The organism is Lentisphaera araneosa HTCC2155, from assembly GCF_000170755.1.
GTDB classification, from domain to species: domain Bacteria; phylum Verrucomicrobiota; class Lentisphaeria; order Lentisphaerales; family Lentisphaeraceae; genus Lentisphaera; species Lentisphaera araneosa.
Genome location: NZ_ABCK01000001.1, coordinates 1 through 26,070, shown reverse-complemented (window position 1 = coordinate 26,070; position 26,070 = coordinate 1). Strand labels below are relative to the sequence as shown.

Annotated in this window: 24 protein-coding genes and 1 tRNA gene; 11 read left to right on the top strand and 14 right to left on the bottom strand. The window is 41.1% G+C overall.

Translation table 11 applies throughout. The features are described from left to right. Positions 1 to 78: 78 nt before the first annotated feature. Both LNTAR_RS00130 and LNTAR_RS00125 read right to left on the bottom strand, forming a co-directional pair. Positions 79 to 1,014, bottom strand: coding sequence for an alpha/beta hydrolase (locus LNTAR_RS00130; RefSeq protein WP_007276560.1), 936 nt, complete (start codon positions 1,012 to 1,014; stop codon positions 79 to 81). Between the two features lie 3 nt (positions 1,015 to 1,017). Further along, a complete protein-coding gene (locus LNTAR_RS00125; RefSeq protein WP_007276559.1) occupies positions 1,018 to 2,586 on the bottom strand; it encodes a sialate O-acetylesterase in 1,569 nt (522 codons plus the stop codon). Between the two features lie 199 nt (positions 2,587 to 2,785). Between LNTAR_RS00125 and LNTAR_RS00120 the strand changes: the two genes are divergently transcribed. Next, positions 2,786 to 3,679, top strand: coding sequence for an SMP-30/gluconolactonase/LRE family protein (locus LNTAR_RS00120; RefSeq protein ID WP_007276558.1), 894 nt, complete (start codon positions 2,786 to 2,788; stop codon positions 3,677 to 3,679). Positions 3,680 to 3,710: 31 nt separating this feature from the next. On the opposite strand, the gene LNTAR_RS00115 is transcribed toward LNTAR_RS00120, so the two are convergent. Next, on the bottom strand, positions 3,711 to 4,607 hold the full coding sequence (locus tag LNTAR_RS00115) for an NAD-dependent epimerase/dehydratase family protein (RefSeq protein WP_007276557.1): 897 nt from the start codon (positions 4,605 to 4,607) through the stop codon (positions 3,711 to 3,713). 847 nt (positions 4,608 to 5,454) lie between these two features. On the opposite strand from LNTAR_RS00115, the gene LNTAR_RS28120 reads away from it, so the two are divergent. The 3 genes from LNTAR_RS28120 (at position 5,455) to LNTAR_RS00100 (ending at position 8,965) form a co-directional block, all read left to right on the top strand. Further along, complete coding sequence (locus LNTAR_RS28120) at positions 5,455 to 5,586, top strand: hypothetical protein (RefSeq protein WP_274377892.1); 132 nt, start codon at positions 5,455 to 5,457, stop codon at positions 5,584 to 5,586. A 2-nt stretch (positions 5,587 to 5,588) separates the two neighbouring features. Then, positions 5,589 to 6,929: a group II intron reverse transcriptase/maturase gene (ltrA, locus tag LNTAR_RS00110; RefSeq protein WP_007276556.1), complete on the top strand. Its 1,341-nt coding sequence runs from the start codon at positions 5,589 to 5,591 to the stop codon at positions 6,927 to 6,929. A 776-nt stretch (positions 6,930 to 7,705) separates the two neighbouring features. Then, positions 7,706 to 8,965 (top strand): IS110 family transposase, encoded by a 1,260-nt coding sequence (locus LNTAR_RS00100; protein WP_083799913.1) that lies wholly within the window; start codon positions 7,706 to 7,708, stop codon positions 8,963 to 8,965. Between the two features lie 361 nt (positions 8,966 to 9,326). Here LNTAR_RS00100 and LNTAR_RS26375 read toward each other — a convergent pair whose 3' ends face one another. Continuing rightward, on the bottom strand, positions 9,327 to 10,064 hold the full coding sequence (locus LNTAR_RS26375; RefSeq protein ID WP_083799895.1) for a type II secretion system protein: 738 nt from the start codon (positions 10,062 to 10,064) through the stop codon (positions 9,327 to 9,329). Positions 10,065 to 10,282: 218 nt separating this feature from the next. On the opposite strand from LNTAR_RS26375, the gene LNTAR_RS00090 reads away from it, so the two are divergent. After that, positions 10,283 to 11,242, top strand: a complete 960-nt coding sequence (locus tag LNTAR_RS00090) for a Gfo/Idh/MocA family protein (protein WP_007276552.1) — start codon at positions 10,283 to 10,285, stop codon at positions 11,240 to 11,242. A gap of 58 nt (positions 11,243 to 11,300) precedes the next feature. Here the strand turns inward: LNTAR_RS00090 and LNTAR_RS00085 are convergent, their stop codons facing one another. From LNTAR_RS00085 to LNTAR_RS00070, 4 genes are read right to left on the bottom strand one after another with little or no spacing between them, the layout of a single operon-like run. Beyond that, on the bottom strand, positions 11,301 to 12,011 hold the full coding sequence (locus LNTAR_RS00085) for a pseudouridine synthase (protein ID WP_007276551.1): 711 nt from the start codon (positions 12,009 to 12,011) through the stop codon (positions 11,301 to 11,303). After that, a complete protein-coding gene (gene hisC, locus LNTAR_RS00080; RefSeq protein ID WP_007276550.1) occupies positions 12,008 to 13,063 on the bottom strand; it encodes a histidinol-phosphate transaminase in 1,056 nt (351 codons plus the stop codon). Before hisC ends, LNTAR_RS00085 begins: the two co-directional genes overlap by 4 nt. Further along, positions 13,060 to 13,638, bottom strand: a complete 579-nt coding sequence (locus LNTAR_RS00075) for an anthranilate synthase component II (RefSeq protein WP_007276549.1) — start codon at positions 13,636 to 13,638, stop codon at positions 13,060 to 13,062. The genes hisC and LNTAR_RS00075 overlap by 4 nt, the downstream gene beginning before the upstream one ends. Positions 13,639 to 13,640: 2 nt before the next feature. Next, positions 13,641 to 15,098 carry a glycine--tRNA ligase gene (locus LNTAR_RS00070; RefSeq protein WP_007276548.1) on the bottom strand — a complete coding sequence of 486 codons (1,458 nt, stop codon included), beginning with the start codon at positions 15,096 to 15,098 and terminating at the stop codon, positions 13,641 to 13,643. A 409-nt stretch (positions 15,099 to 15,507) separates the two neighbouring features. On the opposite strand from LNTAR_RS00070, the gene LNTAR_RS00060 reads away from it, so the two are divergent. From LNTAR_RS00060 to LNTAR_RS00040, 5 genes are all read left to right on the top strand, one after another. Then, the gene (locus LNTAR_RS00060) at positions 15,508 to 16,374 is read left to right on the top strand and encodes a DMT family transporter (RefSeq protein WP_007276546.1); all 867 of its coding nucleotides are present in this window, start codon (positions 15,508 to 15,510) and stop codon (positions 16,372 to 16,374) included. A 299-nt stretch (positions 16,375 to 16,673) separates the two neighbouring features. Then, positions 16,674 to 17,231, top strand: coding sequence for a NifU family protein (locus LNTAR_RS00055; RefSeq protein ID WP_007276545.1), 558 nt, complete (start codon positions 16,674 to 16,676; stop codon positions 17,229 to 17,231). 17 nt (positions 17,232 to 17,248) lie between these two features. After that, positions 17,249 to 18,364: a phosphoserine transaminase gene (locus tag LNTAR_RS00050; RefSeq protein ID WP_007276544.1), complete on the top strand. Its 1,116-nt coding sequence runs from the start codon at positions 17,249 to 17,251 to the stop codon at positions 18,362 to 18,364. A 159-nt stretch (positions 18,365 to 18,523) separates the two neighbouring features. Continuing rightward, entirely contained in the window at positions 18,524 to 19,027 is a 504-nt protein-coding gene (locus LNTAR_RS00045; protein ID WP_007276543.1) for a DUF2878 domain-containing protein, read from the top strand. Beyond that, positions 19,020 to 19,502 carry a chalcone isomerase family protein gene (locus LNTAR_RS00040; RefSeq protein ID WP_007276542.1) on the top strand — a complete coding sequence of 161 codons (483 nt, stop codon included), beginning with the start codon at positions 19,020 to 19,022 and terminating at the stop codon, positions 19,500 to 19,502. Before LNTAR_RS00045 ends, LNTAR_RS00040 begins: the two co-directional genes overlap by 8 nt. A 1-nt stretch (position 19,503) precedes the next feature. Here LNTAR_RS00040 and LNTAR_RS00035 read toward each other — a convergent pair whose 3' ends face one another. Genes LNTAR_RS00035 through LNTAR_RS00010 form a run of 6 tightly spaced genes read right to left on the bottom strand, consistent with a single transcriptional unit; the run spans position 19,504 to position 25,625 of the window. Next, positions 19,504 to 20,586: a M28 family peptidase gene (locus tag LNTAR_RS00035; protein ID WP_007276541.1), complete on the bottom strand. Its 1,083-nt coding sequence runs from the start codon at positions 20,584 to 20,586 to the stop codon at positions 19,504 to 19,506. Further along, positions 20,583 to 21,347, bottom strand: coding sequence for an adenosylcobinamide-GDP ribazoletransferase (cobS, locus tag LNTAR_RS00030; protein ID WP_007276540.1), 765 nt, complete (start codon positions 21,345 to 21,347; stop codon positions 20,583 to 20,585). The genes LNTAR_RS00035 and cobS overlap by 4 nt, the downstream gene beginning before the upstream one ends. Further along, positions 21,340 to 22,377: a nicotinate-nucleotide--dimethylbenzimidazole phosphoribosyltransferase gene (gene cobT / locus LNTAR_RS00025; RefSeq protein ID WP_007276539.1), complete on the bottom strand. Its 1,038-nt coding sequence runs from the start codon at positions 22,375 to 22,377 to the stop codon at positions 21,340 to 21,342. Before cobT ends, cobS begins: the two co-directional genes overlap by 8 nt. Further along, positions 22,370 to 22,909 carry a bifunctional adenosylcobinamide kinase/adenosylcobinamide-phosphate guanylyltransferase gene (gene cobU, locus LNTAR_RS00020; protein WP_007276538.1) on the bottom strand — a complete coding sequence of 180 codons (540 nt, stop codon included), beginning with the start codon at positions 22,907 to 22,909 and terminating at the stop codon, positions 22,370 to 22,372. Before cobU ends, cobT begins: the two co-directional genes overlap by 8 nt. Beyond that, entirely contained in the window at positions 22,888 to 23,469 is a 582-nt protein-coding gene (locus tag LNTAR_RS00015) for a histidine phosphatase family protein (RefSeq protein ID WP_007276537.1), read from the bottom strand. Before LNTAR_RS00015 ends, cobU begins: the two co-directional genes overlap by 22 nt. 5 nt (positions 23,470 to 23,474) lie before the next feature. Further along, the gene (locus LNTAR_RS00010) at positions 23,475 to 25,625 is read right to left on the bottom strand and encodes a carboxy terminal-processing peptidase (protein ID WP_007276536.1); all 2,151 of its coding nucleotides are present in this window, start codon (positions 25,623 to 25,625) and stop codon (positions 23,475 to 23,477) included. Positions 25,626 to 25,872: 247 nt separating this feature from the next. Between LNTAR_RS00010 and LNTAR_RS00005 the strand changes: the two genes are divergently transcribed. After that, positions 25,873 to 25,954, top strand: a tRNA-Leu gene (locus LNTAR_RS00005). The last annotated feature ends 116 nt before the right edge of the window (positions 25,955 to 26,070 follow it).

Genomic DNA, 26,070 nt, shown 5'->3' with positions numbered 1-26,070 from the left:
TTTGTTTAATTTGTCTAAAACATATAACAATATCATTGATTTGAATAGAATTTTCTAAATTTTAAAGAACAAGTTTGACTATGTTAACAAGGCTTTTTCCTGATCACTTAGCATAAAGTGTTTTGAATGAAACTTCATGGTATCCAGGCCATTTTGCTCTGTGCCCCAATTGTGACCGCCTTCGTGAAGAACAAAATCATGGGGAATATTGAGAGATTTCAAAAAAGCACTGAGTTGCTCCGCGCCTTTTATTCCTTTGTCTTTTTTACCAAAGACGATGCGAACACCTAACTTCTTCCTAATATAATCCTGACGCTTTTCTATGGCATAGTAACCGGCATTTTCTTTCCAAAACTGCGCATCATTTCCAAGCATATTTTTTTTGTTACTAAAATAGCGAACTTTTGTATGGGCATCTTTTGCTGCGGGGTCAAAATTGACGCGCATATTTCCTGATCCGGCAAAATTAGTCATCGAACTAAACATTTCCGGATGAGTGAAGGCCAAATAGCATGAACCCGTGCCTCCCATGGAAAAACCATGAACAGCCCTTGCTCGAGCTTCGGGGATTGTTCTAAATTTATCATCCACGTAGGGAATGATTTCCTTGAGAATCATGGTTTTGATTTTGAGGCTTCCATCATGGGAATCCAGGTAAGCCGATGATTTGGCGCCATTGGGAAATACCATGATGCTTGGTGGGATCAGTTTGAGTTCCATCGCCTTTTTGAGTATGTGAATTCGCCCTAAGTTCTTGCTTTCGTCACCACCCCCTCCATGGAGAGAATAAATCACGGGATAATGTGCCTGAGGATTGTTTTCATAATGATCGGGAAGATAAACGTAAAAACCCACTTCAGCATTGTTAGCTTTCGAAAACAAAGTGTGATGCACGGCTCCGTGAGCGGATTTTTCGACTTTATTTAGCCAATTGAATTTAACTCGATCAATTGCGAGATCCGCAAAACTTGTGAGCGAGATAAGAAAGAAAATAAAAAGGCTAATAAGTTTCATGGCTTACTTCACTTCAAAAGTAAAGGGACTCGCTGGAAGACCTTCTTTATTGTAGAGGTTCATACCCTCAGGGTTCATGTAATAAGCATAGCGAACACCTTTGGGTGATTTTACTTTATCACTCGTGAACACCACTGCATTGCCTTGAATCACCGCCTCGGCTTTGTGCCACTGATTATCTGCCCCCTTTATCGAAACCCAATTAACTTGATTGCCAGTAATTTTACTTGGGAATTCAAGTCCCGTTTTTTTAGCGAGCATCAAACCACTGCCTACGTAATCAAAGCTGACTATGGCTTTATTGCCTTGCACTTTCATTTCCTTAAACAGCGGACCACTGCAAACTAAATCGCTATGGCCATAATCTTTAGCGAGTGCCCAGTAAGCTAAACGCTTACCCACGTCCTGCTTATTGCGGGGATGAATATCTTTGGCTTCACCAATATCGGTGGCCAATGCCATGCCCGTATTTTCCACTTGCAAAGTATCCAGTTGCGCCTGACGAAGGCGAGCCCAGCCATCACCTCCTAGAGCGTGATTGGGGTTCGATTTCTGAAAATTAGCGAGCTGAACATAATAAAAGGGTAAGTCCGGCTGATTGAAAAGTTTTCTCCAGCCCTTAATTAATGCTTGCTTTTTATGATAATATGAGTCGCCTTCATTGCCATTGGATTCACCTTGGTACCACAATATCCCCTTGAGAGCTGCCGGAGCAATCGGATTGATCATCGCATTATACAGATAAGTCGGAGACTGATGAGAGGTCCCTAAAGACGGACGTTTAGGAGCCGCTGTTAATCCCTCCATTTTAATAAGCGCCGATTCAGATTTCGCAATCCAGGCTTTCATCTCTTGGATATATTTCTTATATGCTGCATTTCCACTTGGCTTTTTAGGGTTGACCGCATCAATCTTCATGGCTAGGTTTTTGAGTTCAGGAACCATATGGAATCCCTCTGGAGTAACCCAAGGTTCCACTCTTGTTCCGCCCCAATTGACCGAAAGTATACCCATGGGTACTTTCTCATTTTTGTAAATCTCTCTGGCAAAATAGTACCCGACGGCAGTAAAATGAGCGGCATTCTGTGGTGTACAGATTCTCCATTGAGCTCCATTGTCATCAGCTGGCCTCTCATTCATTGCATGGTTGGCCTTGAAATGTCTAATCATCGGATTATTTGCACTGGCGATTTCTTGGTCTTTATTCATTGAGTTGTTCACTGTCCATTCCATATTCGACTGACCCGAACAAAGCCATACGTCACCCGATAGAACATTTTTCAGAACGATTTCATTCTTACCTTTGAGAGTAATAGTGTGGGGTCCGCCTGCCTTTGGAGTCTTTAACTTCACTGACCATTTACCATCATTGCCTGCCATGGTACTCGTTTCGGCGCCCCAACTCGCCTTCACAGCGACTGATTCACCTGGGTCGGCTTTACCCCAAATGGGTGCTTGAGTATCTCGTTGAATAACCATATCGCTCTGAAAGAGCTTAACCGGTTTTATATCGGCTTGCGTAGCTAGTGAACTGAATAAAATTATACTGCTTATGGCTTTCTTGAAATTCATTTTGTCTCCTGGGTTTAATTAACTATCATGAATATTAACGCTTGGTACGTTTCTAAAATGGCAAAATACGACAAAGAACTGTCTGAAAACGACAAAAAACTCTATTTTTTAATAAACTAAACAAAAGGTCTCCTGTTTCAAACTCTCAAGAACTCTTACTTTATTTGATGAATATTAAGAACTTATCTCTGGATCCCACATGAAAAAACTTACATCTCTTGTCCTCGCACTCTTCTTAGTTCCTCTCGCACTCGCAGACTCACTTGTGCAAGACCGAGCGCAACTTCAACTTATTTCCTCCGAATTTAAATTCACCGAAGGCCCCATAGCTGACAAAGACGGAAACGTTTATTTCACTGACCAACCCAATAACCGCATCATGCTGTATAAAACAAGTGCTGAGCTCGAAATCTTTATGCAGCCCGCTGGTCGTTCCAACGGACTCTATTTTACTGCCGAGGGTAAACTGATTGCTTGTGCCGACGAAAAAAATGAACTCTGGCTCATCGAACCAAAGACCAAAGAAAAAACAATCATCCTCGATTCGGGCAATGGCAAAAAACTCAATGGCCCCAACGACGCTTGGATCGCCCCAAATGGCGGCATCTACTTTTCCAACCCCCACTACAAACGCCCTTGGTGGCAAGACAAAAGTCTCCGTCAAGAAATGCAGGGCGTTTATTATATTGCTCCAGGAACAAAGAAAGTGATCATTGCCGATGCTGACTTAGTCAAAGCAAATGGCCTTGTTGGCACTCCCGATGGCAAAAAGCTTTACATTGCTGATATCGGAGATAAAAAAACCTACTCCTACGACATCGAGCCCAATGGTTCACTCAGCAATAAACAACTCTTCTGTAATATGGGTTCGGATGGCATGACGATTGATGAAAAAGGCAACATCTACCTCACGGGCAAAGGCGTGCACATCTTCAGCCCCGAAGGGAAAAAACTACACCATATTGATATCAAAGGTTGGACGGCCAACATCTGCTTTGGTGGCAAAGAAATGAAAACACTTTTCATTACCCAGCAGAAAAACTTCTACTCACTCAAAATGAAAGTCCGTGGCCCAGGAGCTCACTTTAAGTAATTCATATTAGGCATTTAAACTCAATAAATTTCTAGAAATATGTTGCTACAACTTTCTTGAATTTACTCATATCACATGAAGGGAAGCGTTTGAGAAATTTCTCACTTAAAACTCCTTTAGCAAATGGGTACTGATTAGGAAGGTAGCTAATCAAATCTTTTCCGCTTTGGGAGTTAATCTCTTTCACCACGTCATCAATATCTAGGCTCTCTCCAGGCAAATTATAAAGTTCAAAAGCCGAGTTGCTCTTTGAATCGAGCAGCACTTCTTTGCAAAAGGCTCCTATATCTTCGCTATAGGTAAAGGCGTACTGACCGCTGAAAGGTATGGTGTAGGCCCTACCCGCTCTGGCTTCTTTTAAGGCGAGGCTGACACCTGCCGTGGAGCCCTCTTCTCCGCGACTTGGACCATAAATAATTTGCGGTCTTAGCACCGAGCATTGCAGCCCATAAGAATGAGCGTAAGATTCAACTAAGGCTTCACCCGCAAGCTTTGTTGAGGTATAGAGATTCAAAGCCTCTACAGGGGAATTTTCATCGGGGCGGGTTCCGTCTTTTGGTACTTTATAGACCGCAGCCGTACTAATAAAAACAACGTGTTCTAACTTAGCGTATTCGCGAATCGCTTCCAAGACATTCGCTGTCCCAATAATATTGACTTGTACGGCCTGCTCAGGATTAGCTTTGCATTGCGAGGTCCGCAAAGCCGCTGTGTGAAGAAGATGAGTCACAGCATATTTTTGCAACAAGCGCAGAATAGATTCCTTATCCAAAATATCTCCCTGCTCATAAATCACCCCCTCAATGGCGTCGTGCGCAGCTTTCCCCCGCGACACCGCAATGACTTCACAATTTTGCGACTTCAGCAAAGCCTTCGCCGTCTCCTCTCCAACGCAACCCGAGCCACCTATGATCATTACTTTCTTCATTTATCTACCTATAATTTATAACGACTTAAAACGGGCCCATATTAAATAATATAATTCAAGCATGCTTATTTACTGCTAGAACCTTAATTTTAGAGTCATAATCCTCATATAACAACTTTTTCCATTTTGGAAAACGCTGTGAGCTCCGAATTCCAATGCGGTATCATTTAGCGGACTCTGCAAAGGTATTTTTATCGAATTAAATTTAATTACAGATTAACACGGATTAATACAGAGAGGAACCGCTACGCTCAAGGTAGCGGCAACAAGTTGCCTTAGGAAGCGCACTTCGTGCTTAGGTAGCGAACTACGTTCTTAGCGATCGCTTCACTCAAGGTTTCACAAAAAAAAAAAGCATTTTGGCAATTATTTTTATTCAAACCTAAAGCTTTCAAATGTAATTGTGCCAAAGGCACAAAGCATAATGCAGCCTATGGTTTTTAACCATAGGACCTTACATTTAAGGCCCATCCCGTTCTGAAGGAACGGCGCAGTACGCCTATGCGTACACAACAACAGCGAGGTGAAAGACCTCGTCAGGGTTGGCCGTCAGCCCTGTAGTCGAAGCCAACTGCGTCGTTGTGAAACGGGGTGGGTAGTAGGGCCTAGACGAAATACCAGTCCGTAGGATGACGAACATGTTTCGGCCGGTCAGGGTGTCGAGCCTGCTGTGTCATGGCGAAGACCAGAGAGTGGGAGGAAGAGCTGCGTAGCCTGAGGGCGAAGTAAGCCAACTGCTCAAGTTATACACGCTGAAGAAAGGCGGAAAGAAAAGCGGTGTATAGACGCTGACAGGTGTTTGGTGACGGAATGGTATGAAGATGTTGTGGATTAAGTAGGGAGACCTGTGTGGTCAGTACGGATTAATCCGCCACGCAGGAGTCAGAGCCCTCATAGTAGCGATGAAGGTGGTGAAAGTCACTGGAGCAAAGGGGGGCAGGAAGGTGAAACTGAGAAGAAAAGAATAGAAGGAATATAAGAATGTCAGAAATGGCTAAACAAATATTAGGACGAGATGAACGCTTTGTGGAAATACAAGCGTGGGCGTCACCTTCTGTCTGGACGGATCAGATGCTGAAAACTCTTCATAGAGGAGTTGAAAGAGGCAAGTGGTACAGCTTATCAGATAAGCTGATGCGTAAGAATAATATTATGGAGGCTTGGGAGAAAGTGTGTTCAAATAAGGGCAAACATGGAGTGGACATGGTATCAATCGAGCGCTACGAATCAGAGCTGGAGTATAATAATGCTAAGCTTCTCGAAGAACTGCAAGATGGAAGGTATGATCCCAGTGCAGTGCGCCGAGTGGAAATCCCAAAAGGTGATGGTCGAAAGACCAGACCTCTGGGAATACCCACAGTGCGTGATCGAGTAGTTCAAACAGCTCTGAAACATGTGATAGAGCCGATATTCGATATCGACTTCTCGCCCTACAGTTTTGGATTTCGTCCAAAGCTGGGTTGCAAGGATGCACTTAGACGAGTGAATGAATTGTTAAAGCAGGGCTATCTCTATGTTATGGATGCCGACATCCAAAGCTACTTCGATACTATACCACATGAGAAACTCATGAGTCGAGTCAAGGAAAAGATCATTGATGGTAAAATTCTTGATCTGATCGAACAATTCCTCAAAGCCAATATCTTTGATGGACTCAAACATTGGGAACCTGAAGAAGGTACACCGCAGGGAGGAATTATCAGTCCTCTGTTAGCAAATATCTATCTTGATCCCTTTGATCACAAGATGACCGAGGCTGGATTCGAGATAGTGCGCTATGCAGACGATTTCCTGATCATGTGTAAAAGTAAAGAATCAGCCAAAAGGGCATTGCGCAAAACGCGAAGGTGGATGAAAGCCAATGGGCTGAAACTTCATCCAGAAAAAACGCGAATTGCCGACATGACAGAGAAGTGCGAGTACTTCGAGTTTCTCGGATACCATTTCGAGAGAACGCGAAATACACATCGCATTAAACGTTGGCCAAGGAAGCAGAGCCTGAAGAAATGCAAAGATGCCATACGCAAGAAAACGAGGAGAAGCAATAAGGACTCAATAGAGGACATAATTGCTTACCTTCGGCCAAATCTTCTCGGATGGTATCAATACTTCAAGCACTCCACTGTGTATGCAATGCGAGGTATAGATGAATTTACACGCAGAAGACTGCGCAGCATTATAGCCAAATATAATCGCAAGAAAGGTTCTCATCGCATGATTGATACTCGTAAATACAATAAAGCCTACTTTACAGATCTAGGCTTCTTTTCACTGGAGGAAGCCTGGAAACTGGAATTTCAGTCTCTTCGGAGTAAGCACTGACTGGAGAGCCGTATGCGGGAGAACCGCACGTACGGTTCGGAAGGAGGGGAGACTCCGCAAGGAGTCTTCCCTACCCTTATTATATCATAAAACATTGTTAATTAGGCACTCGTATTACTTATGTAAATTCATTAGGATTCTTGTGCTTTTCTGTGCTCTTTAGTGGTTCATCCTTTTTGGAGATTAAAGAAGTGACACTAGGTGATTTTAGCACGAAAAACCACCAAACCTCACAGAAATGGGAAGCCTATTCTTCGTTAAAATAAGCAAGATTCAAATAAATTAATCTGTGCTAATCTGTGCTAATCTGGGCAATCTGTGGATGAGGTGTTTTTAGATTTTTATTCGCAGTTCAATACCGCATTGGAATGCGGGGCTCCCAGGTACAAAAAAGTTTTAAGATCGCTTCGCTGCAGATCGTTCGCAAGCTCACTGCAGATCGCTCATTTCGTTCGCTGCAGACTCAATAATTATCCATTATCAATTGAACTCCCCAGTTTAATGCCGATTAACAATCGGCGCTCCTATAGTAATACAAGTAATTAAATAGATAAAAATAATGAGGGGGTCTGGGGGAGAAATTTTAGAATTAAAAAAGGAACATATAAATTTAATCATTCTCGGTACGAATCGGCGCTCCTGTCTTTTAAAGACTTTCTGGGCATTTCGACCGGGAATGTTTACGAGCGGGACGAATACTCAGAAAGCTTCAGGCACGAATGCTATAGGAATTTCGCATGCTGTTTTTTAAATCTATATATTCCCTAGGAGTAAAAATGTATAATACAAGAACTAAAAATCCATCTGAATATCAAGTTATTATTGCGATCGACTGGGCGGATCAAAAACATGACCTACGAATTCTTAAGGATTGTGAAGAAGAATGTAAAGTTATCAGTAGCGATTTACTTACTCTCAAAAACTTCTTTGATACACTCATACTTGAAACTGTTAATGGTTCCATTGCCATTGTCATCGAGAGCTGTCAATCTGCACTGATGAATTTATTAATATCATTCACAGAGTTTGATATCTATGTGGTTCATCCTACGACTGCTTCAAAGTTTGCTAAAACATTTCATTTGAGTGGTGCTAAAAGTGACCGAGCAGATACTAAATCATTACTTGAACTGTATTTAAAACATCCTGATAAAGTTCAAAAAGTAGACTCATCTTTTTCAAAGGGGAAACTGAAGCGACTTAATATAAAAAGGCGTGATTTAGTAGATGATAGAACTCGTTTAACTAATCAATTAATTGCGTTATTGAAGATTTATTACCCAAACGCCCTCAAAGTCGTGGGCAATCATTTATATGCAGATATGTTTCTAGACTTTTTAGACAAATATCCAAGCCCGCAGGATGTTATTAATGCTCATCAAATCGGCATTACCAAATTCTTTAACAAACGCAGTACCAATCATAGTAAAACAAAAGAGAGAGTTCAAATATTACGCTCCTCCGTAATTGTTGTTAATGATGAAGGTGAGTTGGATTACTACATATTTGAGATACAACAATTCTGCCACAGAATCAGGAGTTTAAATAAGGTCATTAAAGCTTATGACGAAAAAATTGAGCAAGCATATCGCAGTAATGAAGACTATGAAATGTTTCAATCTTTCCCAGGAGCAGGCCCTAGTATCGGCCCACGTCTTATGGCTTTCTTTGGGGACGATCGAGATAAATTTAAGTCTGTAAATGAGGTTCTTAAAATCAGTGAAATAGCTCCTGTGACAATTCAGAGTGGAAAAATGAATATTGTCCGAAGACGTTTTTTATGTGATAGGTTCACTCAACTTAGTTTTGTGGAGTTCGCAAATAATTCCATAAGATCGTCAATATGGGCACATGAATTTTATTATCATAAGAAAGCTCTTAACATACCTCATTTCACTATACTTAGAGCTTTGGCATACAAATGGATTCGTATCATGTATCGCTGCTGGAAAACGAGAACTCCATATAATGAAAAGACCTATCTGGAAGTATTGGAGCGAAGGCGACCTGCATGGTTTCAGAAATTCGTTAATTAATCTCGTATTCTAGTTGTAAGTGCACTCAGAAAAGCCCAGCTACTGCCGTAGGGGCGGATGAAATTTTAGTTCCGCAGTTTGAATGTCGATTAGCAATCGGCGCTCCCGGGTTGCTGCCGCAGGAGCCACTCTATTTTCCTGTCATCTGATTCCTAAAACCTTAAGCGAAACGCTACCTAAGCGAAGCGCTACCTAAGCGAAGCGCCACCTAAGCGAAGCGCTACCTAAGCCATGTTTTCCAACTGATTTTAAGTTCAAATTCATGCACTCACCCACGTGGACAAGGTCAATTATGTTTTAGTATAATAATTTGAATCGTCTATTACTGTCCATAGGTTTATGGAATTTGGCTTTACCCTAACTAATCGCCGCTGACGCGTGTCCAGATACCTAAGGGGTTATTGATGTCGCCATCACCGATCCCTGCGAAGATACTCATGGTTTTAGTACTGCCGTCTACAAAGGTGTAATTGTACTTATAAGAACCATGTAAGTCGAATTGTTCACCTTCGTATTGATCAGTTGGTCGAAATAAACGTGATTGACCTTTACGGCCTAGACTATTAAAATTGATAGCTTTTTCTGAGGTGAGCATGACTCTACTGGCGTCATCTATCTCAGAAAATTTGAGTTGAATTGATTCTAACCAAACTTCATCTTCAGAGCCAAAGGATACTCCATCCCAAAAATTTGGACCTGAGTTCCTTGAATAAGTTCGTCGTATAAAATTATCCCAGTGGTTTTCCAAGGTATCTTCTGGGCATTGAAAAACATCATTAACTTTAGAAGTGCTATCTCCGACTTCCATGCCGTTTTTTCTTTTAATCGTTCCACTTAATTCGCGTCCCATGTATTCTCCCAACATGTCATCGTAACTTCGAGCGTTCCAATCTTCTCCGTTATAACAATAAATAATGAGGCCTTCATTATCACCGGCCCACATCAATTCTGCAGTATAAATTTGTTTTTGATTATTGAGGCAAATGGAAGATCGAGCGGTTTTTCTTGCTTGTGCTAATGAGGGCAGTATTAAAGAAGCTAATATGCCAATAATCGCAATGACAACTAAAAGCTCGATCAGGGAAAACTTTTTATTCATTTCACTTCCTTTTTCTTGCTCATTACTTCGCCTCACAATACAGTCTGACAAGCTTTGATGATTATTTTGTAATAATATACACTTTATATCAAAATAAGTTAAATCTTCAGTACTGAGTGCAATTTTCTTCAATTTTAATTAATTTGCTATGAACGCTCTGTAGAAAATGATAGTGAACGTGTATTATGAGGCAAACATTTAAAAACTAAGGAGAAAAAATGCGTTTAGTCATGATAGGTACGGGCTTCATTTCCAAGTTATTTGCGGAAGACATGAAACATGCCCCCAACTGCCAGTTACATGGTGTTGTTTCACGAACAATGGAAAGTGCTCAAAGTTTCTGTGATCAATATGCCCCCCTCGCAAAAGCTTTTACTGATTTAGATGAAGCTATGGAAGGTGCCGACGCAGTCTATATTGCGAGCCCTCATCCGATGCATAAAGAAACCGCTGAGAGAGCAATTTTAGCTGGTAAAGCCGTTCTTTGCGAAAAACCTTTAACAATGAACCTCAAAGATTCTGAAGATCTATATGCCTTTGCCAAAAAGCATGGTGTCTTATTGATGGAAGCGATGTGGACAGCTTTCTTTCCAGCTATCATCAAATTGCAGGAAATCATTAAAGATGGTAAAATTGGCGACATTCGCAATGCTCAGGCTGATTTCCAGTTCTTCTTAGAATTTGACTCCAATCACCGCCTCTTTAATCCCGAACTTGGTGGTGGTGCCCTACTCGACCTCGGTGTTTATCCAATCGTTATTAGTCAATTCGTATATGGCGCACAATATCCAGATAAGATTACGAGTGAACTCATACATGGAGCAAGTGATGTGGATGAACAGGGTTCCTTCACTTTCACTTATAGTGATGGCAGTTTCTACCAAGGTGCTTTTGGCCTCCAAGCAATGGGGTCTAACGAAGCTCGAATTTACGGATCACAAGGAAGTATTCGTATTCCACAAAATTTCTGGCATCCGCACAAGTTGGAAATAACTTTTGCAAATGGAGATAAAGAGATTCTCAACTTTGAGCACCCTGGTATTGGGCTTCACTACGAGCTCGTATCTTTTGCTGAAACATGGGAAAAAGGTTTGATTGAAAATCCCATCATGACTCATTCTCACAGTTTACAGCGCGCGCGTTTGGTAGAAGATATTTTTGCTTGCGCTAAAAAGTAAGATTCAAAAGCCATCATAAAAAAAGCCGCGCAAAGCAAATTAGCGTGGCTTTTTTTGTTTAATTACCTAATGACTTTAAGAAGCGGACTTCTGATTGAGTCATGGGGCGCCAGGCGCCAGGGGGTAACTTACCTAAGGCAATGCCTGCGATCTCGTAACGACGCAAGCGTTTCACTTGTAGGTCGAGTGATTGACAGATTTTGCGAATCTCGCGATTCTTGCCTTCATTTAAAGTAAAGTTAATCATGTATCCACCAGGAACCTGCTTTTTGATTCTGGCATCGAGTACGCGGTAATTAACACCTTCAAAAGTCAGTCCATCGCGAACAAGATAATCGAGTTTTTTCTGACTCACTCGACCTTTAACGGTGACGCGATATTTTTTCTCCAGCTCAAAAGATGGATGAGTCATGATTTTTGCCAGATCGCCATCATTCGTTAAAACAATGAGTCCCTCTGAAGGTTTATCTAAGCGCCCTACTGTATAGAGACGCCCCTTATCTGGAAGCAGATCAATAGCTTTTTTTTCCGCGAAGGGATCATCATTTGTACAAACATAACCAACGGGCTTGTTGAGTAAGTAGTAGAGTTTTTTCTCTAGAACTAAAGGTTTTCTGCGGTAGCGAACTTCGTCGTTATCCACATCAACTTGTGTGGATAATTCAGTGACACGATGATTGTTAATGGTGATGTGACCTTCATTAACTAGTTCTTCCGCTTTGCGTCGTGAGCAAACACCACATGCGGCAATAAATTTAGCTATTCTCATTTATTATCCTGAAGGATTGATTCAGTGAGAGCAAGGAATTCGTTCATTTCTTGCTGACTGCCAATAGAGATACGTACATAATTATCAATCCCTTTGGTATTAAAGTAACGGATTAAGAAGCCGCCCTCTTTCACTTTATGCGTGAATTCTTCCGCATTTATAGGAGGAATACAGAAAAGGAAGTTAGCTTCTGAAGGTTTGACATCAAAACCGAGTTCTTGTAAACGCTTGGCGGTTTTCTTGCGAGTATCAATGACGATCTGAGTGTTTTTGAGGAAGTAGTCCTGATCGAGAAGTGCTGCAGCTGCAGCTGCTTGAGTTAAGCCATTGACGTTATAGGAGTCGCGCACTTTGTGCATACCCATAATGATATTTTTATTAGAGAATGCTAAGCCTGCACGAATACCCGCTAAAGAATAACTTTTCGATAGAGTTCGAGTAATAATCACATTGGGAAACTCATCAATCATATCAAAACAATTATCTTCGCAGAAGTCGGCATAAGCCTCATCAATCACGACGATACCATGGTAATTAGCTATGAACTCTCTAAGGCGATCTTTTTCAAAAGCGTTACCCGTTGGAGCATTGGGACGCGTAATAAAGAAGAGTTTCGAAGACTTAGCTTTCTCAGCTAAATTATCCGGCAAGCCAAAATTGTCTTTTAAGTCTACAGTGAGATGTTCACCGCCCTGGATATTAGCGAGCACAGGATAAAGCGAATAAGAAGGATTCAGCCAGCCAACTGTGTGACCTTCACCTACGAAAGAACGAAAAAGGATCGTTAATATATCGTCAGAACCATTGCCTGCGATAATTTGATCCGCAGGAATATCGTAAACCTTTGAGGCGGCTTCTCGGACGGGATCAGAATATGGGGCTGGGTACTTTCTGAGTTCTTCAAAAGGGAAATTGCGAATCGCTTCCACAACCTTAGGAGAAGGCGGAAAAGGATTTTCATTGGTATTGAGTTTGGTGAGCACACGTCCTTTTGGTTGTTCACCCGGAACGTAACCTTCCATGGCCTCAATGTCGGGGCGGAAATAACTCAATTGACGATCCCCGCAATTTTCAAAAAGTTATTGAGCAAGTCATGACCATGTTCAGTCAAAATAGATTCAGGGTGAAACTGTACACCATGAACTGGTAGTGTTTTATGCATAACGCCCTGCACGACACCATCATCACTTTTTGCCGTAATTTCTAGGCAATCGGGAAGTTCACCTAAAGCACAGAGTGAATGATAACGTGTGGCATCATAAGGGGACGGAATATCAGTAAAAACTGATTGCCCTGTATGTTCTATGGGAGAAGTTTTTCCGTGCATCAACATAGGAGCACGACCTACCGTTCCACCATAGACTTCAACGATCGACTGCATACCAAGGCAAACACCAAAGACAGGTACGCCTTTTACGGCAAAATGTTCAATGGCTTCACAGGAAATTCCCGCTTCTTTTGGCGAGCAAGGACCAGGTGAAATAATCAATGCCTGAGGATTGAGTTCATCCAACTCGGCGATGCTCACTTTGTCATTGCGGATGACTTTAGGAAGGTGTCCTAATTCACCGAAGTATTGAACAAGATTCCAAGTAAAGGAATCGTAATTGTCGATCATTACTAACATAATTAGCCTCTAATTTTATCCATGAGGTAGTTGGCCAATTGATCAATGGCCACGCGTTCTTGACTCATGGTATCACGTTCACGAACTGTTACACAGTTATCTTCGAGTGAATCAAAGTCAAATGTTAAGCAGAAAGGTGTACCAATTTCATCTTGGCGTCTGTAGCGCTTACCAATACTTTGAGCTTCGTCATATTCAGAACGGAAGAAAGGTTTGAGTTTGGCATGAAGTTCACGTGCACCTTCGCCAAGCTTTTTCGAGAGTGGGAGAATCGCTACTTGAACAGGAGCAATAATAGCTGGAAAACGCATCACAACGCGACCTTCAACTTCTTTTCCGTCTTTAGCTGTTTCAGCTTCGTCTTCGTCGTAAGCTTCACAAAGGAGTGCGAGCATGAGACGATCGAGACCCACAGAAGTTTCTACTACTGTTGGAATATACTTTTCGTTGCGACCTTGGTCGAAGTACTCTTGTTTTTGACCAGAGAATTCAGCGTGTTGGCTTAAATCCCAAGTGCCGCGGTGGTGAATACCTTCGAGCTCACCCCAGCCGAAGGGGAATTCAAATTCAATGTCCATTGCAGCTTTTGCGTAATGCGCAAGCTTATCGTGATCGTGAGTTCTCATGCTCTCAGGTTTGAACTTAAGTACATCTGAGTAGAAAGCTAAACGCTGATCGCGCCAGAAGTTGTACCAATCCATTGAGTCATCTGAATGGCAGAAGAATTCCATTTCCATTTGATTGAATTCACGTGAACGGAAAGTGAAGTTACGAGGGTTAATTTCGTTACGGAAAGCTTTACCCGTTTGAGCAATACCAAAGGGAAGCTTTTGGCGTGTTGAATTACAAATGGTTTGGAAGTTCACAAAAATTGGCTGACAAGTTTCGGCTCGTAAGTAAGCTTTGTTTTCTTCACTGAAAACCGGACCAACATAAGTTTGCATCATCAAGTTGAATTGACGTGGAGGAGTCCAGTCACCAACTTTGTCTGTAGAAGGATCAACAACTTTTGCATCAGCAAGAACTGAATCAATGTTTTCACCTTCTTGAAGTTTTGTTTCAAAAGCAGCTTCGAGTTTACCGATATCAGAAGTTGAACCCATGAGTTCTGCGACTTTCGCTAAAATCTCTTCACTTTGTTGCTCGAGCAGGTTATCGATTCTGTAACGTTTTTTACTATCTTTATTGTCCACCATGATGTCGGCAAACTGATCGACGTGACCAGAAGCTTTCCAAACTTGTGGGTGACAAATGATTGTGGAGTCCTGACCGACAACATTTTCGCGTTGCTCGACCATGTAATCCCACCAAGTCGCTTCAACTGCACGGCGCATGGCTGTGCCATAAGGGCCGTAATCCCAGAAGCCATTGAAGCCTCCATAGAGTTCAGAACTCTGAAAAATTAAACCACGACGTTTACATAAATTTGTAATCTTTTCCAAGGTAACTTGAGAAGACATAAATTGATCCTATGAATTATTAAAATAAAAAACTCGACAATAGAGCACTGAAATCCAGTTTTACATAATCATTTCATTGTTGAGGAGCAATTTTTCTTCCGCTTAAGTGAGCAGGAATGATGGGAGGTGATTTGAGCACAAAAAAAGTCCCCAGCCACCGCTGGGGACCCACACTAAGTACAAACGCAAGATTGCATAACTTTCGTTACGCATTCTTAATGTATGTGGAAAGAAATTCAGAAGCAAATTTTTTAAAGTGCTTATATGATTTATTTTGCAAGTTTATTGAAATTAAGCGTTTATGGCATGCTTTAATGCAGCCTAAACTAGCTTTAAGAGGCTAAATGAATTTAGCCAATGAATAATTTACGCATGGGGTTAATTTAAAATGATTTTAACGAGGAGCGCCATGAAATATATTTTAATGCTATGCATCGGCTTGATTTGGGGGTCTCAATTCTTGCTGAATGATATGATTCTCAAGTCATTCTCGCCTCTTGGTCTCGCAGCCTTACGCATGTTTTTTGGTTTCATTACCCTGAGTGTTTTAATTTTTATTCTTCCCAAAGAACGCAAGAAAAAAGTTAAGTTAGATAAAAAACTCCTCGTGCTTTTCATTGCCTTAGGGGCCACAGATGCCGCCATCCCCTTCTACCTTATTGGCTATGGTCAAACACAATTAGATTCTGCAGTGGTGGCAATTATCCTGGGCATCATTCCGGTTTTTACCGCTATTTTGCAAAACTTAGTCGGCAAAGGCAAGAAGTCAGGAAAATGGGAATACGTCGGTATGGCCGTCGCCTTTGTTGGGCTCTATATCTTGATCGATCCGAGTGCTGACAGCTTTTCGGGTTCTTTCTCGGGCTATGCTGCGATTCTAGGCGCGGCCTTTTGTTTTGCTTGGGCATTTATGTTCATGGATCGTATCCCCAGTCGCATTTCCGCCCTGCACGCTTCGCGTTTTATTTTAATGATTTATTCGATTCCCTTTTTAGCTTACTGGCTTTATGTGGAAGGTTTTCAACTACCCACAGATACACAAGCTTGGCTAAGTTTATTTATTTTAGGCATGTTTGCTTCGGGAATTGTCTACCTCTTTTACATTCAGTCCGTTAGAATTGCAGGCCCCACCTTTACTTCATTCAGCAATTACTTAGTTCCTTTAATAGGAACTTTTCTAGGTGTCATTTTCCTCAAAGAAGATTTCACAATCAATATTGCTATGGCTTTAGTGCTGACGATTTTAGGTTTAATCATTTGTAATCGAAAGTCCTAGCAGCCTTTCAGACTTCTCTCCCTTAGACTGCAAAACAGCTGAATTTCACCGAGTTCCTGCCCGAAAATCGTTAAATATGTCCAATATTCGTCTCATTTCGGACAAAAACCGGCTTTATTCACTCAGTTTTTCCTTACGAAGCTCAAAGTCCAACAGACTGCTAGCCCTCAATAATTCATCCTTGATTTTGCGCTAGTCTAATCAAACTGTCACATTTTCTAATGATTTCTCTTCTTATATAAGCTTTTATTTATAGGATTTCGTGTATTTTATGTGAATTTTTATTTTAGGAACAAATCATGATTTTTGTCACCCACATGGAAACAACGCCGAATCCCAATGCCTTGAAGTACGTTTTAAACGAAACCATACTCGAAGATGGTATCTGTCAATTCTCCGCAGCAGAAGAAGCTACAGACGATTTAGCTCGCGCTTGTTTTGCTGTTGAAGGTGTCGTGAGCATCTTTTACCGCGACAATTACATCACGATTACTAAGAACGATTCAGCCGACTGGTTTGAAATCGAGATGACGATCAAGGACGAAATCAATAATCGCGTCGAAGCGATTGAATTCAAAGCTCAAGCCGTTCCGGAAATCAACTTCGGTGAAAAACAAACTTTGGTTTTTGAAATCGACGACATTTTAGATGAGACTATCCGTCCAGGTTTAGCCATGGATGGCGGTGGTGTCGATATCATTGATCTCTCTGACGAAATGGTTCTCAGCGTTCGTTATCAAGGTGCTTGTGGCTCTTGCCCTAGCTCAACGACTGGCACACTTATGGCCATCGAAAATATTCTTCAAGAACAGTTCGATCCTCGTATCACAGTTCAAATTGCAAATCATACATATTAATACTAAAGGAAGTACTTATGAGTAAACCAGCAGCAAAACCAGCCTGCCCTAATTTTTCTTCCGGTCCTTGTGCTAAGCACCCCGGTTATTCTGTAGACAAACTCACTCTCGACACACTTGGTCGTTCACACCGCTCTGCAGTGGGTAAAAGCACTCTCAAAAAAGCTATTGATAAGTCAAAAGAAATCTTAGGTCTCCCTGAAGATTACCGCCTCGGTATCGTTCCGGCATCTGACACAGGTGCGGTTGAAATGTTTCTCTGGTCAGCTCTCGGTGAGCGTCCAGTAGACGTATGTTTCTGGGAATCATTTGGTCAAGGTTGGATGACTGACATCGTTAAACAACTCAAACTCGAAAACGTGACTCAGTTCAAAGCTGAATACGGTGAGCTTCCTGACCTCTCACAAACTAATCCTGATCACGACATTGTTTTCACATGGAATGGTACAACTTCTGGCGTTCGCGTTGCTAACGCTGACTGGATTTCTGACGATCGCAAAGGTTTGACTATTTGTGATGCGACTTCTGCGTGTTTTGCAATGGAATTACCTTGGGAAAAACTCGACGTTGTCACTTACTCTTGGCAGAAAGTACTCGGTGGTGAAGGCGGTCACGGTGTGATCATCTTGAGCCCACGTGCTGTTGAGCGTCTCGAAAACTTCGACGCGGGTCGTCCACTTCCAAAAATCTTCCGCATGACCAAAGGTGGTGCACTCATCGAAGGTATTTTCACGGGTGCAACGATCAATACTCCTTCTATGCTTGCTGTAGCGGACTACGTTGATGCTCTTGAATGGGCTGAAAGCGAAGGCGGCGTTGCTGGTCTGATTAAACGTTCTGAAGCTAACGCAGGGGTTATTGCTGATTTTGTTGCTAAGCATGACTGGATTGATTTCCTAGCTAAATCTGACGACATCAACTCCACAACTTCAGTTTGCTTGACTCTTAAGCTCGAAGGTGATCAAGTCAAAGCACTCATTAAGCTTCTCGCTGACGAAGATGCTGCTTACGATATCGGCGCTTACCGCGATGCTCCATCAGGCCTTCGTATCTGGTGTGGAGCGACAGTTGAAACATCTGACCTCGAAGCTCTCATGCCTTGGTTAGAATGGGCTTACAAGGAAGTTAAGTAAATTTAGTTCCTAGTGATCAAAAGCCTCTGGATTTAATTCAGGGGCTTTTTTGTGCTCGGCTTAGGTGATAAGTTCATAATATTTAAAATAAAATAAGCTAAGGTGAACGTTTTGAACGTTTTGATTTGTTTTTAGTAATGAAACTAATAAAGTTAATGTATGAAAAAATTTGAATACATACTTAACGGCATTTTTTATCAAATAACTTGGTTTCTTTGTATATTTTACCCAGATAGATTTTATGCTTTCATTGCTGCCTTTTTAACAGTTGGCTTACATCTATCGTTCAAAAGCGAAAAATTACGAGAGTTAATTATTATTCTCATAGCTGGTATTTGCGGGTATTCTATGGATCAATTAATGGACTATATTAATATTCTTAATACATCCGCAAAAAGTAACTCTAGTTTATATCTTGCTATAATCTGGTTTGTTTTTGCTTGTACTTTAAGATCATCTTTCTCATTTATTTTTAAAACTTATGTACGCGCAATAAGTTTGGGTGTACTCGCACCTGCATCATATTTTTTCGCTCAGAAAATAGGCGTTGTTAAATACTCAGAACCAATTATATATTCAATAGCTATTCATATGTTTACTTATGTATCTTTGATGACTTTCTTCTATAGAATGAACATGAAAATTGGTGCTGACCATGAATAGATTTATGATATTAATATTTTTATCGAGTTTAGTTATAGCCAATGAAGTTCCTAACTTTGATCAGTTTAGAGTCTATAAAAATAAGCCCTATAAATATTTCTTTTTTAAAATCTATGATCTCAAAATACTCACTAAAAATTCTCAAAAAGTCGATTATAAACAAGATCATATATTTCAATACACTTACAATCGTAATGTTGATAATGATGATTTAATAAAAACAACAATGCAAGAATGGGAACGCTTACAGCTTTGCAAAGAAGAGCATGCTATAAAGTGGGCTGAACAATTAAAAAAAATTTGGCCCAATATAAAAAAAGACGATGAACTTATGGCCTTCTTCTCCAAGGACTCAACCCATTTTTTTCATAACAAAAAATTCATCGGCGAAATTAAAGGACGTATTTTTGCAAGAACTTTTTTTCAGATTTGGCTAGATCCTAATAGTCGAATGACTGAGCTGCACGAAGATTAAATTATTCTTTTGTGGGAGTTTCTTTCACTTCCTTATTAAGCTCTACTTTTGGCTCTTTCTTGGAGAGTTTCATAACCGCATTAAAAGTACCCTCGACTACTAGAGCCATTTTTTCATAGTTGAGACGATCCCAGGTATCATTTTCAGTATGATAAGCCTTATTACGATAAAAGGCAGTATCTGTAATCATCACTGCCTGATGACCTTTGGCCCAGTAATTGCGGTGATCCGAAAAATCTATCCCAGGAATTTCAACGGGTGCATTTATAGATTGTACGCCTAAACCTTGCACCGACATAAAGGCCGACTTCACTTCACCGGTGAATTTACCTTGATCTAGTTTGCCCACTATAGCAATAAAATTGCCCACACTTGGGTAAAGCAATTTAAACAAAGGCGTAGGATAATCTTGAGAGTTGGCTTCTTCAGTAAAATAACCAATCATCTCTAAGATCAAGACAGCACGCACTTCTACACCTTCTTTTTCGAGTTTATTGGCATGATGGGCACTGCCCATATCATCTGTCGCAAAAAAAGGAGGTTCTTCCAAGCTGTAAGCTACCAGTTCAATTTCACAGTTGAGTTTTTTCTCGGCATCCAATAAATAAGCAAGTTCTAATAAGCCTGCAAGGCCTGAAGCATTATCATCGGCACCAGGTGTCATGTCGTGTGAGTCGTAATGAGCCCCAATAATGATGAGCGGGCCTTTTCCTTCACCAAAAAGACAAGAAACATTGAAGTATTCTTTAGAAACCGTTTCTCCCTTGTCTGGAATATTGACAGAAAACTTCTGCATCTCAACTTTACCTTTAGTCGTTTCAAAACGCCTTTGGATTGTCTTGCCCGTTGCAAGTAAGGCAACGTGATCTCGATAGGATCGAGGGTGAAAACGCACTGAAAAAAGTTTAACAATTTCTTTCATGCGCTCTGGGTCAACTTTAACTTGAGGCACTTGCTTGTCGGCAGCTTCGAGCCAGGGCTTATGTAAAAAGCACCAAATACCTGCTAAAGACATAAGCAGAAGAACAATGATACTAATAATTGATTTCATCAAACGCATAAAAAGTGATCTTAAAAACTTCATTGATTACCTACTAATTTGAGAATGAGTGGAAGGAATTCGAAACTAGCCAGCAAAACTAGTAGCTCGGATATTTCGCAAGATGCGCCAAGTGTATCACCAGTCCCACAGCCAATATTTTTTTTGACGTACATACACCATAAGACGCTACTCAACAAGATTATGATTAATAAACTAAAAGCAGAAATTAATGGAAGGGTACAAAACAAGCCGAGTGCCAAAACAATTAAAGCCGTGAAGGCTGACTTAGCATTCCAAAAGGCCTTGCCTAAACCGGAGTCTTTTGGCTTAATAAGCCACATGTGGAAATTCATCGAGCAGCGACCTGCTAAAACCATCGAAAAAACTGTGACAAAGACCACGCTTATATCCAAATGCATAAGGCGTTCTAAATAGATGTATTTAGCCCCTAAAAGGAAAATGAGTGCTAAGACACCCATGACTCCGATTCGGCTATCCTTCATGATCTCCAGTTTCTTTTCCTGATGACGACTCGACCAAAAGGCATCTGCGCAATCCGCAAAACCATCTAGATGAAACGCTCTTGATACAGCGACTGATAAAAAGAGGATGAGTAAAGCATTAAACTGTGGGCTAAATAAGCCATGAATAGCGGAGGCAACTAAAGCTAAAACAAGCCCCACAAGTAAGCCAATGATAGGAAAAAAATGTGCACTCTGCTTAGTATCGCCATTTTCATAGAGTTTATAGGGGATAGGAAAAATCGTTAAGGTCGACAAGGCCATTAAAAAACTTTTAAACACTGAGTGCCTCATCTAGCGTCATGGTGCTCTCAAGTATAGCACAAACACTATCAATTAAGGGTAAAGCTAAAACGGCACCACTGCCCTCTCCTAAACGCATTTTCAAGTCTAGGAGAGCTTGTTTACCCAGAAGTTCTAAAGCATGTTTATGAGCTTGTTCGTGACTGACATGACTCGCGAGCATATAGTCGAGAACTGCGGGATTAAATTCTTTTGCGATAAGCGCAACCACTGCTGATAAGAAACCATCAAGTAGGATTAGCTTACCTTGTTGAGCGGCACCTAGACAAATGCCCACGAGTGTGGCGAGTTCAAAACCGCCCAATTGCCTTAGGATTTCAAAAGCCTTTTCTTCTCCTTCGAGCTCTTCGATAGAGAAGCGATCTAAGCCCTGCTGAATGATTTGCGCTTTATGTTTTATACCTTCTTTATCTAAGCCCGTTCCAGCTCCAACGCATTGCTCAGCTTCTAAATTGTAAAGCTTTGCGAACATCGCAGCGGCTGAACTGGTATTGCCGATGCCCATTTCTCCTAAAAGAATTAATTGCGCCTCACTCTGAGTGGCTAAGTAAATCCCGTTATTAAGTGCCTTTTCGCACTGCGTGGAGCTCATGGCCGCTTCTACCGAAAAATCTTTAGTCCCATTATCAAGTACTTGGCTAATTATGGATAAAGAGCTCTGTTTAACATCATTAATCAAGCCGCAGTCAATAAGAAATAAATGACAATCGTGAGTTTTGCAAAGTGCATTAATCACTGCTCCTTGATAACTCGCACAAGTTAAAATTTTATCTGTGATTTGTGGGTATTGACTCACTCCTTTTACTGCAATGCCATGGTCCGCTGCACAAAGGAAGAGTTCGCGCTTCTTAAAACTGGGTGTGAGTGATTTTTGGAAAGTCATTAATGTCTCAGCTAAAGCCCCCAAGTCACCGAGTGCACCTTGAGGAATAGCTAATGAATCGAGTTTATTCTTTGCTTTTGTCGCAAAACTTTGATCGACTCGGTCAATACGGGGGACTTTAAACATTTTTAAGTTCCATCGGCAGACCACTCACCATAAAAATCGCACGATCTGCGGCCTTCGCCAAAAGCTGATTACAACGCCCTGCCAAGTCACCGAATAAACGTGCTTGAGCATTCATCGGCATGATCCCTAAGCCAGTTTCATTAGAGACGATAAAGAAATGACAAGGACTCACTTTCATCGCTTCAATAAGCGCTTCGGTTTTCTCTATGATAAGGCTTTCATTAATTTCAGCATTATCTTGTTCGGACTGCCACATCAAATTACTAATCCACAAAGTCACACATTCGAGTAGCACACTGCCTTCTTTAAAATCTTTAATCTTTTCTAAAATCTCTAAAGGCTCTTCAACATTATTCCAATGGGCAGCAGCTCTTTGGATTTTATGAGCTTCGATACGCTTGCTCATTTCACCATCAAATGCGGTAGCCGTGGCGAGGTAGTGATGAGGAGGTGGTGAATTTAAACAGAGTTCCTCTGCTTTTGAACTTTTTCCTGATCGGCAACCGCCTGTTATGAAAGTAATGCTTGCCATGATTCCACTTCTTTTAGATTTAAAGCCTTTAAAACACCTAGGCCACCTGAGAATAGCTCGATGGATGAAAGCGATCCTGTATCGACCTGAAATGCCAAGCTCTTATCGTAGCTTATCCCTAAGTAATGGCAAATTAAGTGACGTATCACTCCGCCGTGAGTCATCAAAAAAACATCTTCTTTTTGTGTCGCGATGAATTTAGCCAAATGCTCAATTCGCTTCTGAAAGTCTTTGATTTTTTCGCCCTGAGGAAAATGAAAGTTCTCGTTTTCTTGCCAAGCTTTTACTTCTATTGGGAACTCTTTCTCTATTTCTGCGTAAGTGAGTCCTTCCCAAGAGCCAAAATCCACTTCCTTAGCTTCTTGCAAATTAAGTTCACTATTGAGCTGCAAACGATCTAAACTTTGCGTACATCGCAAAAGAGGGCTCGAAAATACTTTCGTGCCCTGCTTAAGAGTAATTGCTAGGTGAGTCTTATTTTTGAGCTCGAGATTGGTACTACCATAAAAAGCGCCAGCTTTGCCTTGATGAGCAAAGTGGCGAAAAAGGTGAACTTGCATTTCTTTTAACGAATCACCAAGTTAGAATTTTTATCTTGAGCCATAATCTGAAGATCTATTGAGATTTCGACCGCCTCTTTTAAGTAGACATCCAAGAGAACTTCTTCACGTCCATCTTGAGAGAAAGCACCTAGACCTTCAACTTCGTCATCCTCTTCTTCCTCAGCTTTTGGCTTACGGCCCGAAATACGACGTAGTACTTCTTTACGGTCTTGGCTTCTTTGATAATGCATTTTGAATTCAGAAATTCGCTCATCTTGATTGAGAGAAATCTCTTTATCTTCATAACGATCTCTGTAGTAATCAAGTTCTTTTTGAAGCTCTGCAAAATCATCACTTTTCCCGACGCGTTTATCTGAATTATTTCTTAATTTATCTAAAGCTGAATTCACAGAAACTTCTTTATTTACGCGTGCTCTAGGAATTGTGTCGTACTTTAATGAGTGACGTAAGGAGGCTTCACCACCATTTTCTTTATCGTAGAAGTGAGGGAGGATAATGTCTGGGATTACACCCATTTTCTGAGTTGAACCACCATTGATGCGGTAGAATTTAGCAATCGTAAATTTGAGTTCGCCAGGTTTAAAACCATTCTTAGCTAATTCTTTCATTTGCTGAATTCGCTCTAAGTCATAGACTTGTTGAACTGTGCCTTTACCGTGAGTTCGATCAGCACTGCCAATGACAACACCACGCTCATAGTCTTGGATAGCCGCAGCAAAGATTTCAGAGGCTGAAGCCGAGTGTTGATTCACTAAAACTGTAAGAGGTCCACCGTAAACCACATCATCTGAACGGTCTTTCTGAACATCAATTTCACCGCGATAATCTTTCACTTGAACTACCGGACCTTCTTTGATAAAGAAGCCCGTCATCTTGATCACTTCACTCAAGCTACCACCACCATTGTCACGCAAGTCAAAAACAAGTGATTGCATACCCTGTTCTTTTAACTTTAGAACTTCAGCTTTCACGTCGTTCGCACAACTCTTCTTTGATTGGGGGTGAAAGTAAAAAGAAGGAAGATAAATGACGCCAACTTTTTGCATGGCTCCATCTCTTTCTAATTCGAATAACTTACTTCTTGCTGCGGCAGATTCTGAGATATCAATCTTATCGCGTTTAATGCTCAAGACATGACGAACACCATTAATGCCCCCACGTAAAACATGGAGTGTGACGACTTTGCCTTTAGGCCCACGAATCATGCTAATTGTTTTTGAAAGTGGCATATCAATGACATTCACTGGCTCTTCACCCGCTTGCTGAACTTCAATGATTCGGTCGCCTTTTTTCAATTGCTTGGCTTTATCTGCGGGACCACCAGAAATAATACGAACCACTTTCGTGTAACCGTCGCTGTTGGTAAGAGTGGCGCCGATACCGTTCAATGAAAGCTTCATCATGATCTCGAATTCTTCCATGCTCTTAGGGCCAAAGTAAGTTGAATGAGGATCAAAACATCCTGTCATCATCGAGATGGCCATCTCGAAAAACTTATCTCTCTCCATTTCTAGGAGGTTCTTTAAGCGGAAAACAATTCTTCTGCGTACCTGCTCTTCAGTTGAACCATTATCTTCGTTTAAAGCAGCCTCCTCCTCTTCTGTTTTCTTTTCATCATCATCTTTTTTCATTTGCTTGGCTAAGTTACCGATGTGCATATTGATGATTTCGTTCTCAATATAGCGATCCCAGAGGTCATTGAGTTCTTCAGGGCTTTCTTTCCACTCGGCATTTTCTCTATCTAAGCTTAAGGCACCGCCATGTTTAAGGTCCATGCCTGCAGCCAAACGCTTTTCGGCATAATCGAGTCTTTCTTGAACGCGTTGTTTGAAGCGTTTAAAGAAGAGTTCGGCAAAAGTTAAATCGCCTTGGAGGTACATATCATCTAAAAAAGGGCGGTACTTGGAGAATTGATCGTAATCAGATTTAAGAAAAATGCGCTTGCTATAATCGAGGCGTTTGAAAAACTCATCAAAAACCGCCTTACTCATTTCATCATCAAGAGGTTTTTTCTCATAATGCAGGTGAGTCATTAACTGAGCCACAACCCGAGTCACTTGGCGCTCTTTCTCAGAGGCAATAAAATCTTCCTCGGCGAAGGTGCTAAAGGAAGTAAAAAATAATAATAAGGCGCTTAAGTGTTTTAAGTTCATATACCAGTCTCTTTAAATTTTCTAATACTATATAATGTATGTAGTTTTCAATTCGAATCAACGACACGCTGACAATATGTAAAAAAAACCTCCAATTTATATAGATAAAAACACGGTAGCTTATGGCTAAAGGCTTGAGTTCAGCTCCTACAGAAGAAATTTACATTTTTTTCCAAAATGGACTTTGACTAAAAAGGAAGCCGATTTATTCTAAGCGCACCAAAAGGTTTTGCCCTTTTATCACCCTGCTCGGGTGGCGGAATTGGCAGACGCGCACGGTTGAGGGCCGTGTGGAGAAATCCGTGTGGGTTCGACTCCCACTCCGAGTACTCAAAGGCTCAGATCATTTTTGATCTGAGCCTTTTTTTGTTTAAAAATCATTTTGAAAAGGATTTTAACAAAAAGATGAAAATATCATAAAAAGATGATTGACTAAAAACAAAAA

Coding starts and splice junctions, on each gene's coding strand:
- ltrA (WP_007276556.1), top strand. CDS start 5,589: ATGTCAGAAATGGCTAAACAAATATTAGGACGAGATGAACGCTTTGTG.
- LNTAR_RS26375 (WP_083799895.1), bottom strand. CDS start 10,064: ATGAATAAAAAGTTTTCCCTGATCGAGCTTTTAGTTGTCATTGCGATT.
- LNTAR_RS00125 (WP_007276559.1), bottom strand. CDS start 2,586: ATGAATTTCAAGAAAGCCATAAGCAGTATAATTTTATTCAGTTCACTA.
- LNTAR_RS00070 (WP_007276548.1), bottom strand. CDS start 15,098: ATGTCTTCTCAAGTTACCTTGGAAAAGATTACAAATTTATGTAAACGT.
- LNTAR_RS00130 (WP_007276560.1), bottom strand. CDS start 1,014: ATGAAACTTATTAGCCTTTTTATTTTCTTTCTTATCTCGCTCACAAGT.
- LNTAR_RS00085 (WP_007276551.1), bottom strand. CDS start 12,011: ATGAGAATAGCTAAATTTATTGCCGCATGTGGTGTTTGCTCACGACGC.
- LNTAR_RS00045 (WP_007276543.1), top strand. CDS start 18,524: ATGAAAAAATTTGAATACATACTTAACGGCATTTTTTATCAAATAACT.
- LNTAR_RS00115 (WP_007276557.1), bottom strand. CDS start 4,607: ATGAAGAAAGTAATGATCATAGGTGGCTCGGGTTGCGTTGGAGAGGAG.
- LNTAR_RS00055 (WP_007276545.1), top strand. CDS start 16,674: ATGATTTTTGTCACCCACATGGAAACAACGCCGAATCCCAATGCCTTG.
- LNTAR_RS00035 (WP_007276541.1), bottom strand. CDS start 20,586: ATGAAGTTTTTAAGATCACTTTTTATGCGTTTGATGAAATCAATTATT.
- cobU (WP_007276538.1), bottom strand. CDS start 22,909: ATGGCAAGCATTACTTTCATAACAGGCGGTTGCCGATCAGGAAAAAGT.
- LNTAR_RS00100 (WP_083799913.1), top strand. CDS start 7,706: ATGTATAATACAAGAACTAAAAATCCATCTGAATATCAAGTTATTATT.
- LNTAR_RS00040 (WP_007276542.1), top strand. CDS start 19,020: ATGAATAGATTTATGATATTAATATTTTTATCGAGTTTAGTTATAGCC.
- LNTAR_RS00075 (WP_007276549.1), bottom strand. CDS start 13,638: ATGTTAGTAATGATCGACAATTACGATTCCTTTACTTGGAATCTTGTT.
- LNTAR_RS00010 (WP_007276536.1), bottom strand. CDS start 25,625: ATGAACTTAAAACACTTAAGCGCCTTATTATTATTTTTTACTTCCTTT.
- LNTAR_RS00050 (WP_007276544.1), top strand. CDS start 17,249: ATGAGTAAACCAGCAGCAAAACCAGCCTGCCCTAATTTTTCTTCCGGT.
- LNTAR_RS00060 (WP_007276546.1), top strand. CDS start 15,508: ATGAAATATATTTTAATGCTATGCATCGGCTTGATTTGGGGGTCTCAA.
- cobT (WP_007276539.1), bottom strand. CDS start 22,377: ATGTTTAAAGTCCCCCGTATTGACCGAGTCGATCAAAGTTTTGCGACA.
- LNTAR_RS00120 (WP_007276558.1), top strand. CDS start 2,786: ATGAAAAAACTTACATCTCTTGTCCTCGCACTCTTCTTAGTTCCTCTC.
- LNTAR_RS00015 (WP_007276537.1), bottom strand. CDS start 23,469: ATGCAAGTTCACCTTTTTCGCCACTTTGCTCATCAAGGCAAAGCTGGC.
- LNTAR_RS00090 (WP_007276552.1), top strand. CDS start 10,283: ATGCGTTTAGTCATGATAGGTACGGGCTTCATTTCCAAGTTATTTGCG.